Below are 12,892 nucleotides of genomic sequence, written 5' to 3'. Positions count from 1 at the left end.
TTAAAACCATAGGATAAATCCCAAAAAAGCACTATTTGCTAAAAAAACAACCGATGTAAACGATACTCATTAATTACACAATACTGATAACTCAATCAACCTTGAAGTGCTGTGGATAAATATAATGATAATTCAGATAAACCTGTAATGAATTCTCATTATTTAACATTAGTTAATTTTACCTAAGAACTTACTCAGCTAACACATTGTATGTAAAGAACATTTAACTCTTAAATGAAATTCTTATCTGCGATCACGTACAAAGAGTGAGGCATATTATCGATTTGGATGTAAAATTTAAGGTAAGTGTTGGCACATGCGGTGATACGTTTTGGTTACTGAGGGCTGGGCAATTGTACCTTATCAATCAGTTGGTCGAATTTAATCCTGATAACAAAAGCCTGGTCAATCGACAGACAGGGAGAGCAATACAACTTCAGCTCCCAGCCTCGCTCTGTTTTCTCTATTTAATTACTCACGCAAGTGACATTGTTTCTCAGAACACGTTGATTAAAGTGGGCTGGGGTGAGAGAAATAATGTGACCACCACCAACACATTTTACCAGGCTATTCTGACGCTACGTAATGCTCTGGCGGATGTGGGTCTGCCGAGAGATACGGTGAAAACAATTTCCCGGCGCGGGCTTACATTAAATGAAAATACGCAGATTGAGGCGATAACACATCCTCAAAGTGAAGTTTACCAGCCACCGGTTATTGAGGATTACGCGCCCCCAAAGATAATTTCTCCCGCGCCTCAACAAACGACGCGGGGCCCCTGGTGGTACATTATATTTAGCACGGGCATCGTTATTGCCACCCTGATTATCTGGCTGGTGTGGTATCAGACGCGTCCTGTTATGCCGTTTAGTAAATTCGTGTCTGTTTCTATGCAAGTTCCCTCTCGGCAAAACTGTAAAATTTATTACTCACCGAATGAGCACGACCAGGAGAATTATTTCAATCTGATGCAACTGCATCCCTATCTCTGTGAAAACAACAAGCACGTCTTCCTTTCCGGCTACCGCAAAGCAGAGAGGATCGTGGCATTTGTCTGTGATAAAGATGCGCGGATAGATGCTAACGCGTTTTGTGCTACCCACTATTACTGGATGCGCGGGTAATGAAAAAAATACATCACCTTATTTTGCTGGTAATCGGTCTGGCGACGTTGCTCGGTTCAGGCGGGTGGCTATGGTATTCACGCTTTGCCGAAAAGCCGCTGAGTTGTATCGGCAACATGGAATGGAATATTGGCAGCAATCGCTTTGCCGGTACGTTATCGTTTCGGATGTACGATAATGCAGGTTTGGCCACCATTACCGGAAAACTTTATGGACGTAATACCTCAGACATCAGCAGGAACATTTATTTCAACTACACCAGACAGCACGAAGCCCGGGTGCTACAGGCGATGCAGGTGGTCAAAACCTTCGCAGACAGCGCCGATGAAACGGATATTAACAACACCTTACCCGGTTTTTACCGCCAAAGCGGACAAACCCTGAGTCTGGTCATGGAAGAGTATAAGGGCGCATGGATCTTTGCCAGCTCCAATGTACCCTCGCTGTATTGCCGCAAGAGGTAACGTCATATCCGGAAACAAAAAGCGCGCCCCCTCAATGGAATTCATATTTTCCATCATCAACTTACGCGACATGGGTCACTGAATCCTCTAATAACCCATTGCTATTCTTCATCCCGAATCAGGAAACATCCTGAATATCACGATATCCATTGCGTAATAATTAAGCGAAACGGGCGTTTTATTTTGTCCAGAAGACTTCAATCTACGGATGGTTATTTGGAGAAGGCGTGGGCAGGGGCGTTTATCTCTCTCGCGAGCAATGTCTGAGGGTTCAGACGTTATCGCATTTCAGGAAACGGTATGTTTCCGGTGTATTTTTGGCGTACATATGAGGGATACGTAATGTTTACTTTTAAAAAGTGCCTGATTGCACTTTCTATAAATTTGGCCGTTGTTTCATCAGGTTTTGCTTGTACGACCCTGCTGGTCGGTAACGAAGCATCAGCGGACGGCTCGATGCTGGTTGCCCGTAGCGCTGACAGCGATGCCCTGAAAGCGCAACATTTTGTCATTCACCCGGCAAAACAGAATCAGACCGGGGTATACAGCACCAAAGCACATAACGGTGCGAATGACTTTACCTGGCCGCTACCCAAAAACTCTCTTCGCTATACCACGGTTCCAAACTGGAAAACCCAGTTGCACGGCGCGACCGGATTTAACGAGCTGGGCGTTGGCGTGAGCGGCACAGAATCTATTTTTGCCTCACCAAAAGCGCTGGCCGCCGACCCTTACGTTGAGGATAAAGGGATCACCGAAGATGATATTCCGGATATTCTGCTGTCGCAGAGTAAAACCGCGCGTGAAGCCGTGGCGCTACTGGGCCATATCGTTGAGACCGTCGGCGCAGGCGAAGGCTTTGGCGTTGCCGTCGTCGACGATAACGAGATCTGGTATCTGGAAACCGGCAGCGGTCATCAGTGGATGGCGCAGCGCCTGCCAAATAACCAGTATTTTGCCACCGGTAATCAGGGCCGCTTACAGGATTACGATCCGAAAAACCCGGACATGATGGCGTCAAAAAACCTGATTCAATTTGCGACCGAAAAGGGTCTGTACGAACCGGCAAAAGACGGTAAATTCAACTTCTCCAAAGCCTATACCCGTGATGATGAGCGTGACCGCACGTATAACGACCCTCGCGTTTGGACCATCCAGAAAGAGTTCAATCCTTCCGTAAACCAGGATATGGCCAAAGGGCGCGAATTCCCGGTCTTCATGACGCCAGAGAAGAAAATGACACTGGACGATGTGAAGGCCGTACTGCGTAACCATTATGAAGGCACCAGCCATGACCCCTACACCAACGGTCTGAACGGCAAAGAGCCATGGCGTCCGGTCAGCGTCTTCCGCACCTATGAAGCGCATGTTATGCAGGTCCGTCCGTGGTTGCCAAAAGAGATCGGTGAAACGACCTACATTGGTTTGGGCATGGCTGATCTCACCGCCTTTGTTCCGTACTACAGCGGCCTGAAAGCATATCCGGCTAACTATACGATGGGTACCGATAAAGCGGACGATCAGTCTATCTACTGGAAATATCGTAAATTACAAACGCTGACGATGACCGATTATCCGAAGCTCGCGCCAATCGTCAAAAAAGCCTACAAAGCGTGGGAAGACAAAGTGGCCAAGGAGCAAAAAGAGGTTGAAGCAGAGTATCTGAAGATGGCGAAAACCGATAAACCAGCCGCCGATAAGATGCTGAATGACTTCAACCTGCGCATCATGGCCGACGCCGAGAAGCTGACGGAAGATCTGACTAATCAGCTATTTACCATCCGCACCAAAGACATTCAGTCTGATATCTTCTTTGCAAACGCTGCGAAAAAAGACTGAGTAACGACGCGATAGTATTCTGGCGTAAAGCGCTTATTAGCTTTGCGCCAGCATTTCACACCGCGCCTTCACTGCGTCGTGCAGCAGACGGACTGCTCTTGAAAGCTGCTTCCGATGGGGGCAAATCATATTCAGCGGGACTTTCTCCCCCTGATAATCCGGCATCAGCAGTTGTAATCGACCGTCACGCACATCTTCGCTGACATCCAGCCACGACTTGTACGCCACACCTTCCCCGGCAATTGCCAGCCGTCGGATCACTTCCGCATCGTCGCTCATAATGGTGCCGTTAACCTGCACACTACTGACCTCGCCGTTGCGCGTAAACGTCCAGCGATCGTGCAGGCGGCCGCGTAATACGAAGGTCATGGCGTTGAGCTGTGTTAAATCATCCGGGGTTTGCGGCGCGCCGTTTTGTGCAACCCATTCCGGTGATGCCACCAGCACACGTCGATTACTCGGTGCAACGGGCAGCGCAATGTATGAAGCGTCTTCGGTATTGCCATAGCGAAACGCAACATCGACGGGGTCTTTAAAGACATCCGTCACCTGATCGGAGAAAAAAATCCGCAGGCGCAGCGCGGGATAGCGGCGTCGAAACGACTGAAAGACCGGCAGCAGCAGGTTACGGCCAAGATCGGAAGGCACGGCGATTTGCAGCGTGCCAGAAACTTCATCTTCTGGGGTTTGAATTTTTTGCAGCCCGGCATGCATCACGTCAAGCATCTGGCGGGCATAGGGTAGCCAGACCTCGCCCTCCGGCGTCAGGCGTAGGCTGCGCGTGGAGCGGGCGAACAAGCGGATAGCCAATGTAGACTCCAGGCGTTTGATAGCTGAACTGACCTGAGCAGGCTGAACGCCGACTTCTCGCGCGGCATCGCTAAAACTATTCAGCGCCGCGGCGCGGACAAACAACGTGAGATCTTCAAGCCGGAACATTTTCACTCCCCGAGTATAAGTCCTGTCGCCGTAGGGCTATTTTTCCCGTTCTGCTACCGGTTTACCATCGAATTATTCAACTGATTCCTGTGACCGGAGAGACCATGAAAGCCATCGCTATTACCCGCGCCGCGACCGACGGCAATAACATTGAATTTTTACAAGAAATTGACCTGCCCATGCCAGTCGCTACCGGGCACGATCTGCTGGTTGAAGTGAAAGCCATTTCCGTCAATCCCGTTGATACCAAGGTTCGCGAAGGTTTTAACGCCGATGTGCCGCGCGTTCTGGGCTGGGACGCCGTTGGCGTGGTGAAGTCCGTGGGTGAAGCCGTCACCCTGTTCACACCTGGCGATGAAGTCTGGTACGCCGGAGCGCTGGGCCGCGCTGGCAGTAACAGCGAATTTCAGCTGGTTGATGAACGTATTACCGCGCTGAAGCCAAAAACACTGGATAATGCTTCTGCTGCGGCGCTGCCGCTGACCGCCATCACCGCCTGGGAAATGCTGTTCGACCGTCTGGGCGTTGAGGAGAATAGCAATGAAGATGATGTGTTATTGATCGTTGGCGCGGCTGGCGGCGTCGGTTCTATTCTGACGCAACTGGCCAGTAAGCTGACCAAAATGACCGTCATCGGTACGGCATCACGTCCTCAGAGCCAGAAATGGGTTCGTGAAGCGGGCGCTCATCATGTGATTGACCACAGCAAGCCGTTAACGGAAGAGCTGGCACGGATAGGCATTAAAGAGGTGACGCACGTTGCCAGCCTGAACAATACCGAGCAGCACTATTCGCAAATTATTGCCGCCCTGGCACCGCAGGGCAAACTGGCGTTGATTGACGATCCGCACACTCTCGATGCGCGTCCGCTGAAGGCCAAAAGCATTTCGCTGCACTGGGAGTTTATGTTTACCCGTTCGATGTTTACCACCCACGACATCATTGCGCAGCATCAGTTACTGACCCGCGTGGCACAGCTGATCGACAGCAACACCCTCCGCACCACGCTGGGCGAACATTTTGGCGCGATCACCGCGGCAAATCTGCAAAAAGCCCACGCGCAAATTGAAACCGGTCGCTCGGTCGGCAAGATTGTGCTGGAGGGGTTTTAACATGTCCGATTCAGAAGTGATTTCAATTATTGCGGTACTGAAAGCCAAACCAGGGAAAATCGATGCACTGAAACAGGCACTGCAGGCTCTGTTACTGCCTACTCGCCGGGAGCCGGGCAATATTGAATATGCCCTGTTCCAGTTACGCGACACGCCGGATGTATTCTACGTACGCGAATCCTGGCGGGGACAGACCGGTCTGGACGAACATATCGCTCTGCCACATTTCCAGGCGTTCATTCTACAAATGAACGATCTGCTAGCCGAACCGCTACGGCTGGATTATCTGACGCCGATTGCGCCATAAAATAACTGCCGAAGCCCCCTGCCGCGTGGGGGGCTACACCAGTCATGTCTCACTCGCTTCGCTATCTCTGCTATGATGCCTGCACACAAATAAAACAAAACAACATGCCGAGGGAAAGATGAGTTCCACCAGAAGAGGGATGATGAACGTCCTGATTGCCGCCGTATTGTGGGGAAGTTCAGGCGTTTGCGCGCAGTACATCATGGAGCAAAGTCAGATGTCGTCGCAGTTTCTGACCATGACACGTCTGATTTTCGCCGGGCTGATTCTGCTGATGCTCTCTTTCGTTCACGGCGACAAAGTGTTCTCCATTATCAAAAACCGCAAAGACGCCATCAGCCTGCTGATTTTTTCCGTAGTTGGAGCGCTCACCGTACAGCTCACCTTTCTGCTGACCATTGAAAAATCCAACGCCGCCACCGCGACGGTGCTGCAATTTTTGTCACCGACCATTATCGTGGCGTGGTTTTCCGTGGTGCGCAAAGCACGACCGGGGATTTTAGTGCTGACCGCAATCTTCACCTCGCTCATCGGCACCTTCTTACTGGTCACCCACGGTAACCCAACGTCGCTGTCTATCTCACCTGCCGCGCTGTTCTGGGGAATTGCTTCGGCGTTTGCCGCCGCGTTCTACACCACCTACCCCTCAACGCTTATCGCGCGCTACGGCACGCTGCCGGTCGTCGGCTGGAGTATGTTAATCGGCGGCATGATCCTGCTGCCGTTTTATGCCGGACAGGGCACTAATTTCGTGGTGAATGGCAGTTTGATTCTGGCGTTTTTCTATCTGGTGGTCATCGGCACGTCGCTGACGTTTAGCCTGTACCTGAAAGGCGCGCAGATGATTGGCGGACCGAAAGCGAGCATTTTAAGCTGCGCAGAACCGTTGAGCAGCGCGTTGCTGTCACTACTGTTGTTAGGTATTACGTTTACCCTGCCAGACTGGCTGGGCACGCTTTTAATCCTCTCATCGGTAGTACTGATCTCAATGGACTCACGTCGCCGCGCCAGAGCGGTTTAACCCCAACCGGCGCGGCAACGGGTCACGATTACCAACCCGGAACCGCGCCGCCGTTAAAGATAGTTTCTGCCGCCTTTGCCACTTCCGGTGACTGATAAGATTGCAGGAATTCTTTCACATTCTCGGCATCTTTGTTGTCTTCTCGCGCCACCAGGATGTTCACGTACGGTGAGTTTTTGTCTTCGATAAATACGCTGTCATGTACCGGGGAAAGACCGGTTTGCTGGATGTAGGTGGTACTGATAATCGCTACATCCACTTTCTGATCGTCCAATACGCGCGGCAACTGCGCGCCTTCCAGTTCCATAATTTTCAGATGCCGCGGATTATCAGTGATATCCAACGCTGTTGGCAGCAGGCCGGTATCCGCTTTCAGCGTAATTAACTTCTCTTTTTGCAGCAGCAACAGCGCCCGCCCGAGGTTGGTTGGATCGTTAGGTATCGCAATCGTTGAACCGTCTTTAAGTTCAGCGACGGTTTTGATTTTCTTCGAATACCCTGCCATCGGGAACACAAAGGTATTGCCCACCGCAACCAGCTTATAGTCGTGTGCTTTATTATCTTGTTCGAGGAACGGACGATGCTGGAAGACATTGGCATCCAGCTCACCATGATTAGTGGCATCGTTAGGCAGCAGAGAACCGCTAAAACCCACCAGCTCCACCTCAAGGCCATATTTTTCTTTAGCGACTTTCTTCGCGACCTCCGCCACATCCTGCTCGGCACCGTTAATCACACCCACTTTGATATGCTTTGCATCACTGCTCTGTTGATCGCATCCTGCCAGCAATAATCCCGCCAGTAATACCGCCGCCCCGGCCCCGAAAAAAGGTATCTTCAGCTTCACGTTTTATCCTTTTGCAATAACCGTCTGATGAGTAATGAAATGACTATAGCGGCAAGGCCGCTGCGGTTTAAAAAACGAAAAAGCATCAGCAAGAAGAAAAAAGCATAACGGGAAAAAGATACATTAGTCGGAAGATGCCGTTAGTTCATCACTTGAAAGCCCGGTGATAATTAGCACCAGTTCACGATCGATCCCCTTCTCCAGCATGGCATGGGCTATCCGCAACGCTTCGTCTTGTTTGCCTTCAATCTTGCCCTTTTGTAATCCCTCTTGTAAGCCACAGTAATGACCCGTTCTTCGCCCTGATTCACGTAAACATTCTGCAATCGTCATTAATCTCTCCTTGTGTTGGGGAACGCGTAAAGCCACCTCGCGAATAAACGCCTCGAAACGCGGTGCGCTGCCAGACTGCATCAGATAATTAAATAGCGTTTCTACCTGGCTGTCATTAGCGTATCCCTTAACCAGCAGAGCAACCAGGTTATCCACCAGCACCATCAGGTCACGTTCACGTATATGCTTCTGGACAAGCTCAAGTAGCGCCATCCGCCGATGCTGCATAATCTCATCATCAGACAGCGCCGTAATGTCTACCAGCGGGAAGGCTGAACCATAAAGCTGCCGTGCGGTTTCTGGATCGTCAAATTCATCCAACCAACACAGCGAGTACGGATACGGGCTGTCAACGCCATGGTAAAAAAGTATTGGCACCACCAGTGGCAGCGTTTTGTGTCCTGCATCAAGGTGATTTTGCATCGCGGCAATGGCGTAACGCATCATCCGAAATGCCATATGAACATCCGATGAACTCTGGTGTTCAATCAACGCGTAGATATAGCCTTTACCGGTTCTAGTTTTTAGCGACCACAGAACATCGGAATAACTGGCACGCAGATCCTCCTCAATAAAACTCCCGGGTTCCAGTTTCAGTGTATCCAGATCGCAAAGCTCATGTAATGACGAAGGAAGATAGGTATCAAGAAAATCCCGCGCCGTATCTGGATGGCCTAAGAATTTTTTAAACACCGCATCATGCGGTGTAGATGTTGTTGGTTTTTGCATGGCGGTCCGTCACCGGAAGAACAAGATGACGGGACATTACTCGCCAGTGGCACAGACCACATCAGGGAAATTACCCCTTTGCGAGGCGCTTTCGAGGATAAATAGATGCTGCTGCAATGCATTCATTTTCCATGAATGATGTTCGCAAAAATGCCCGGTAGGCGTGAGCACCTCCGGGCATTCTCTTTTCGCTCTCCAACGATAGCAACATCACACCAGGGCTTTGACTATCTCCATCAACCTGATGATATCTGCAGGCCGGGTATTACCGGTCTGTGGGTCGATAATCGAGCTGTAAACATGTGGCATGACGCGCGGTACTCCTGCTTTCAGACAGGATTGCAGGATAATGCCGAAGTTATCGAGATCGATACCGCCGGTCGGCTCAATCAACGTCATGCCGTTGCGCGCCGCTGTCGTCGCCAGTGCGTACAACTCAGGCAGGGACTGCTCACCGCCCATTGGGAAGAACTTCGCCGCATGCGCGCCAGAGTCCAGCATCATACGTACCGCTGCATCACAGGAAACGCGGGCTGGCGTGCCCTGGCTGCTGCTGACGCCAGTGGAGATCAACACTTCCCCCGGCGTGCCCGTGGGACTGACTAACGCGTTGATATGGGTCTGTTCACCGCCCGTTGCCGCCAAGGCGCCTGCCGCAAACCCACAACCGGTAAAGGTCTGGTTGACGTGTGCCGGATGGACCTGTGAGGCAATCATTGCCGCTTTGTAATACTGCGCCGGGTCGCCCGCCCCCAGCCCCACGGAAATCGACGGCACGTCGACCATCCAGCGTTTTACTTCCTTAACCCCTTCCTCAACCGAGGAGAACTGCGCCGAAAGAATGCCGATCACCGCGTGACCTTCGGCAGCATCATAGATTTCCCGGGCGTTGGCGATATCCTTCGCCAGCACGTTAATAGCCACTTTATTGCGATAAAAATTAATGTGCTGCATGGTCTGCAATCTCCTTTAGTCGGGCCACGATCAGTGCCATTTCCCCTTCTGCGACCGTACGCGGGTCAAGACTAAAGACGCCCTGATGAAGGTTGTAACGGCGAGCGTAAATCGCGATATCACCCTCTCGCAGCTGCGCTTCTACGGCGTAAGCATCCATCCCCAGCTCTTGTGCATTCACCCGAATACGAATCCGCCAGATGGCGCGCCCGGCTTCGTCCTGCTCAATATCCGCATCCAGTCCGCGAATCGCTGAAATCGCCTGCGCCACGGGGCGAAGCTCTTCGGCGGTGACCACGGTTTGCCCCTGATGATAGTTTTCCAGGGCATACACCAGCCCGACCATATTCTCTTTGCCGATCTTCATCGCCCGGGCAATTCCGTGGTGCTGCGCTTTACACGCGGCAATCCACTGTTTCTTCCCGGTGATAAACCCGGAGGTCGGAGCGTTAAAGGCTTTTGCTCCGCTGTAGACCACCATATCCGCCCCGCTCGCCACCCAGGCGTGTAAGTCTTCCTCGGCGGCGGCATCGACAATCAGCGGCAGGTTATGAACCTGCGCAACCCGTACGAAGTCTGCAATGCTCAACATGCCTTTCTGCACGCAGTGGTGCGATTTCACGTACAGCAGCGCGGCGGTGTTATCGGTAATCGCGCTCTCCAGCTGCCAGCGGGCCGCCAGATTACTTGAGCCAACCTCCACCACCCGTCCGCCGCCTAAGCGGATCGCGCTGGTGATGGGCGCACCGTAGTCAACGTTATGCCCGCGCAGCATGACCACTTCATTGGCCATACCCGCGCTGTCCGGCATCAGCGTGACACTAGCCTGGTCACCGCGGGTAATGGCGGCGGCAACGGCAATCGCAATACCCGCCGAGGCGCACGAAGTAACATAGCTGTCCTCCGCGCCGGTGTAGCGGGAAACCAATTCACCGGTACGGTCCACCAGCCGGTCAATTTCAACAAAGGCCGAAGCTGCCCGCGCGGTGGCTTGCATCACTTCCGGCGCGACGCTGGAAACGCCCAGAATCGTCATCTTGCCGCAGGCGTTAATGACCTGTTTTAGCCCCAATTGTTGGTAGATATTCTGTGTCATGGCTTACAACACTCCCAGCAGCGAGCAGACCACGCTGAGTGCGACAATCGACAGCAAAATCGTGGTGTAACGCGGCCCTTTCTTCACCAGATAGAAATAAATGGCGAACACCGCCGCCAGCGGCAACAGACCGGGGGCAATAGAGTCGAGGATTTGCTGAACCACCACTTCAGAGCCTTTCAGGGCGCTGAGTTTTAACGGCGTGGTGATCTTGACGTAGCTCGCAGAAAGTGCGCCCATCATGATCAGGCCCAGTACGTTCGCGCCGTAGATCAGTTCCTTAATTCGCCCTCCCTGCAGCAGACCGATAATCGAGTCACGTCCCAGCGTATAGCCTTTGTGCACCATACCGTAGCTGATTGCCAACGTAATGGCCGGGTAGAGGATTAACGGTACAATTCCGCCCATCGCGCTGCCATTGGCGGCGAACGGGATAAAAATGGCAATTAACAGCGGCATCACGGCGGCCCAGATGATGGAGTCCCCCATCCCAGCCAGCGGTCCCATTAGCCCGGTTTTAATCCCGGTAATTGAGGCATCGCTGATCGGCTCGCCGCGGGTTTTCTGTTCCTCCATCGCAATGGAGATCCCCTGAATCACCGCCCCGAACGTCTGCTCTGAGTTGAAGAAGTTCAGATGTCGTTTCAGCGCTTCTACCTGTTCCTCTTTTTGCGGGTAGAGCTTTTTGATGATCGGCGTCATCGAGGCGCAGAAAATCAGGCTCTGCAAACGCTCATAGGAGCTGGAAACTTCCGCGCCCAGCCAGTAGATAAACCAGGCTTTGGTGATGTCTGCTTTGGTCAGCGTGCCGCTTTCACGCGCACGCTCCACCAGTTCATGTTGCATTACGTCGCTGCTCATCATGCTGCTCCTTCATTTTTCGCCAGACCTTTAATCAGGAAAGCCACGCAGGTACCAAAGATTGCCATCGCCATGATGTCCACCTTCAGGTACAGCACTGCGAAGAATCCGCCGATAAACCACGGCAGCAGGCTCTTTTTACCGATCACCATAATGGTGATGGCGAAGCCCAACGCTGGCAGAATGCCGCCCATAATTTCAAAGGAGTGCGTCAGCCAGTGCGGCATCAGCTTGAGGAAGCTTTCCACCACGTCCTGACCAAAATAGTTGGCGGCGAAAACCACCGGGAAACGCAGTACAAGGCCAAGCAACGCCGGGTAGAGGAATGCACAGCGCATGATGCCCGCCATGTTGGCCGTTTCCGCATGTTTGTCGGCCATATGCACCCATGCCGCGTTTAACGTGCGGCGCAGCTGGTCGAGGAACACGCCGATGACGCCAAACGGGATCGCCAGCGCGATAGCCAGGTTCGGGTCCATTCCGGCCTTCACAGCGATAGGAATTGAAATACAGGCGGCCAGCGCCGGATCCGACGGGACGTTACCGCCTGGCGTAGAGGTCACGCCGAGATAAACCAGCTGCATACCGGCACCGATGATCATCGCCGTTTCCATGTTGCCTAACAGCAGGCCAACGAATACGGCAATCACGACCGGTTGCAGCAGCATAGCGGAGAAGGTGTAGCCAAGGCGTAAACGGGCAAACCAGTAATACAGCCCCATCAGGCTTGCAAAGACTAAAGTATCCATAGTTAAGTACCCTGTTATCAAAGAATTAGAATTTTTTCAGGATATCGTCCAGCGACTGAGGCTTATCTTCCGGGATAGTCTGGAAGAACACCTGAATCCCACGATTTTTCAGGTCGCTCAGAATGCCGACGTCTTTTTCATCCAGCGTAATGTTCTGGAATACCGCTTTGCGGTTTGGCCCACCGCCCAGCCCACCGACCTGAATGGTAGTGACGTCAAACCCCAACTGGACCGCTTCCTGAACCGCCGCCAGAGAAGGGAACAGCACCAGCACTTTGCCGTCACCAAGCTGGTTTTCTTTCCAGGCGGCCGCAAAACTTTGGTTACCAAAGCAATCCACTTTGATGTTTGGCGGCGCGGCCATCAGGTAGATGTTTTTCATAAACGGATCGGCATCCAGCTCATCGCTAACCACCGCAATCCGGTTGGCCTGAGATTGCCCAACCCATTTGGTCACCACTTGTCCATGAATCAGACGGCTATCGATACGACATAAGACGATGTTTGCCATGATGTT

The 12,892-nt window shown here is 52.3% G+C and carries 14 protein-coding genes; 6 read left to right on the top strand and 8 right to left on the bottom strand.

The genetic code is table 11. The features are described 5' to 3' along the window. Window positions 1-353: 353 nt before the first annotated feature. The 3 genes from OGV74_RS01700 (at window position 354) to OGV74_RS01690 (ending at window position 3,427) form a co-directional block, all read left to right on the top strand. The gene (locus tag OGV74_RS01700) at window positions 354-1,124 is read left to right on the top strand and encodes a winged helix-turn-helix domain-containing protein (RefSeq protein ID WP_286520311.1); all 771 of its coding nucleotides are present in this window, start codon (window positions 354-356) and stop codon (window positions 1,122-1,124) included. Further along, a complete protein-coding gene (locus tag OGV74_RS01695; protein WP_032950552.1) occupies window positions 1,124-1,588 on the top strand; it encodes a hypothetical protein in 465 nt (154 codons plus the stop codon). Before OGV74_RS01700 ends, OGV74_RS01695 begins: the two co-directional genes overlap by 1 nt. Before the next feature lie 342 nt (window positions 1,589-1,930). Continuing rightward, complete coding sequence (locus OGV74_RS01690; RefSeq protein ID WP_005121531.1) at window positions 1,931-3,427, top strand: C69 family dipeptidase; 1,497 nt, start codon at window positions 1,931-1,933, stop codon at window positions 3,425-3,427. Between the two features lie 36 nt (window positions 3,428-3,463). Here OGV74_RS01690 and OGV74_RS01685 read toward each other — a convergent pair whose 3' ends face one another. Next, window positions 3,464-4,366 carry a LysR family transcriptional regulator gene (locus OGV74_RS01685; protein ID WP_003844479.1) on the bottom strand — a complete coding sequence of 301 codons (903 nt, stop codon included), beginning with the start codon at window positions 4,364-4,366 and terminating at the stop codon, window positions 3,464-3,466. 104 nt (window positions 4,367-4,470) lie between these two features. On the opposite strand from OGV74_RS01685, the gene OGV74_RS01680 reads away from it, so the two are divergent. The 3 genes from OGV74_RS01680 (at window position 4,471) to OGV74_RS01670 (ending at window position 6,806) form a co-directional block, all read left to right on the top strand. Continuing rightward, entirely contained in the window at window positions 4,471-5,478 is a 1,008-nt protein-coding gene (locus OGV74_RS01680; protein ID WP_032937145.1) for a zinc-binding alcohol dehydrogenase family protein, read from the top strand. 1 nt (window position 5,479) lies between these two features. Then, a complete protein-coding gene (locus OGV74_RS01675; RefSeq protein WP_071696258.1) occupies window positions 5,480-5,785 on the top strand; it encodes a putative quinol monooxygenase in 306 nt (101 codons plus the stop codon). A 118-nt stretch (window positions 5,786-5,903) separates the two neighbouring features. Next, the gene (locus tag OGV74_RS01670; RefSeq protein WP_003023973.1) at window positions 5,904-6,806 is read left to right on the top strand and encodes a carboxylate/amino acid/amine transporter; all 903 of its coding nucleotides are present in this window, start codon (window positions 5,904-5,906) and stop codon (window positions 6,804-6,806) included. 28 nt (window positions 6,807-6,834) lie between these two features. On the opposite strand, the gene nlpA is transcribed toward OGV74_RS01670, so the two are convergent. From nlpA to OGV74_RS01635, 7 genes are all read right to left on the bottom strand, one after another. Continuing rightward, complete coding sequence (nlpA, locus tag OGV74_RS01665; RefSeq protein WP_048217041.1) at window positions 6,835-7,653, bottom strand: lipoprotein NlpA; 819 nt, start codon at window positions 7,651-7,653, stop codon at window positions 6,835-6,837. A 123-nt stretch (window positions 7,654-7,776) separates the two neighbouring features. Beyond that, window positions 7,777-8,715, bottom strand: a complete 939-nt coding sequence (locus OGV74_RS01660) for an Rpn family recombination-promoting nuclease/putative transposase (protein WP_086504692.1) — start codon at window positions 8,713-8,715, stop codon at window positions 7,777-7,779. A gap of 210 nt (window positions 8,716-8,925) precedes the next feature. Next, the gene (gene dagF, locus OGV74_RS01655; RefSeq protein WP_086504693.1) at window positions 8,926-9,669 is read right to left on the bottom strand and encodes a 2-dehydro-3-deoxy-phosphogluconate aldolase; all 744 of its coding nucleotides are present in this window, start codon (window positions 9,667-9,669) and stop codon (window positions 8,926-8,928) included. Then, window positions 9,656-10,765, bottom strand: a complete 1,110-nt coding sequence (gene dgaE / locus OGV74_RS01650; RefSeq protein WP_032950567.1) for a D-glucosaminate-6-phosphate ammonia lyase — start codon at window positions 10,763-10,765, stop codon at window positions 9,656-9,658. The genes dagF and dgaE overlap by 14 nt, the downstream gene beginning before the upstream one ends. A gap of 3 nt (window positions 10,766-10,768) precedes the next feature. After that, the gene (locus OGV74_RS01645; RefSeq protein WP_005121522.1) at window positions 10,769-11,629 is read right to left on the bottom strand and encodes a PTS system mannose/fructose/sorbose family transporter subunit IID; all 861 of its coding nucleotides are present in this window, start codon (window positions 11,627-11,629) and stop codon (window positions 10,769-10,771) included. Next, entirely contained in the window at window positions 11,626-12,375 is a 750-nt protein-coding gene (locus OGV74_RS01640; protein ID WP_003023960.1) for a PTS mannose/fructose/sorbose/N-acetylgalactosamine transporter subunit IIC, read from the bottom strand. The genes OGV74_RS01645 and OGV74_RS01640 overlap by 4 nt, the downstream gene beginning before the upstream one ends. 25 nt (window positions 12,376-12,400) lie before the next feature. Further along, window positions 12,401-12,886, bottom strand: a complete 486-nt coding sequence (locus OGV74_RS01635) for a PTS sugar transporter subunit IIB (protein WP_003023959.1) — start codon at window positions 12,884-12,886, stop codon at window positions 12,401-12,403. Window positions 12,887-12,892: the final 6 nt, after the last annotated feature.

Source organism: Citrobacter sp. Cf116, assembly GCF_030336505.1.
Classification (GTDB): domain Bacteria; phylum Pseudomonadota; class Gammaproteobacteria; order Enterobacterales; family Enterobacteriaceae; genus Citrobacter; species Citrobacter freundii.
This window is presented reverse-complemented; position numbering and strand designations above follow the sequence as displayed.

Excerpts from the sequence above, each read along its gene's own strand:
- OGV74_RS01645 (WP_005121522.1), bottom strand. The coding sequence starts at position 11,629 with ATGATGAGCAGCGACGTAATGCAACATGAACTGGTGGAGCGTGCGCGT.
- dagF (WP_086504693.1), bottom strand. The coding sequence starts at position 9,669 with ATGCAGCACATTAATTTTTATCGCAATAAAGTGGCTATTAACGTGCTG.
- OGV74_RS01660 (WP_086504692.1), bottom strand. The coding sequence starts at position 8,715 with ATGCAAAAACCAACAACATCTACACCGCATGATGCGGTGTTTAAAAAA.
- OGV74_RS01680 (WP_032937145.1), top strand. The coding sequence starts at position 4,471 with ATGAAAGCCATCGCTATTACCCGCGCCGCGACCGACGGCAATAACATT.
- dgaE (WP_032950567.1), bottom strand. The coding sequence starts at position 10,765 with ATGACACAGAATATCTACCAACAATTGGGGCTAAAACAGGTCATTAAC.
- OGV74_RS01675 (WP_071696258.1), top strand. The coding sequence starts at position 5,480 with ATGTCCGATTCAGAAGTGATTTCAATTATTGCGGTACTGAAAGCCAAA.
- OGV74_RS01685 (WP_003844479.1), bottom strand. The coding sequence starts at position 4,366 with ATGTTCCGGCTTGAAGATCTCACGTTGTTTGTCCGCGCCGCGGCGCTG.
- OGV74_RS01640 (WP_003023960.1), bottom strand. The coding sequence starts at position 12,375 with ATGGATACTTTAGTCTTTGCAAGCCTGATGGGGCTGTATTACTGGTTT.
- OGV74_RS01695 (WP_032950552.1), top strand. The coding sequence starts at position 1,124 with ATGAAAAAAATACATCACCTTATTTTGCTGGTAATCGGTCTGGCGACG.
- OGV74_RS01690 (WP_005121531.1), top strand. The coding sequence starts at position 1,931 with ATGTTTACTTTTAAAAAGTGCCTGATTGCACTTTCTATAAATTTGGCC.
- OGV74_RS01635 (WP_003023959.1), bottom strand. The coding sequence starts at position 12,886 with ATGGCAAACATCGTCTTATGTCGTATCGATAGCCGTCTGATTCATGGA.
- OGV74_RS01670 (WP_003023973.1), top strand. The coding sequence starts at position 5,904 with ATGAGTTCCACCAGAAGAGGGATGATGAACGTCCTGATTGCCGCCGTA.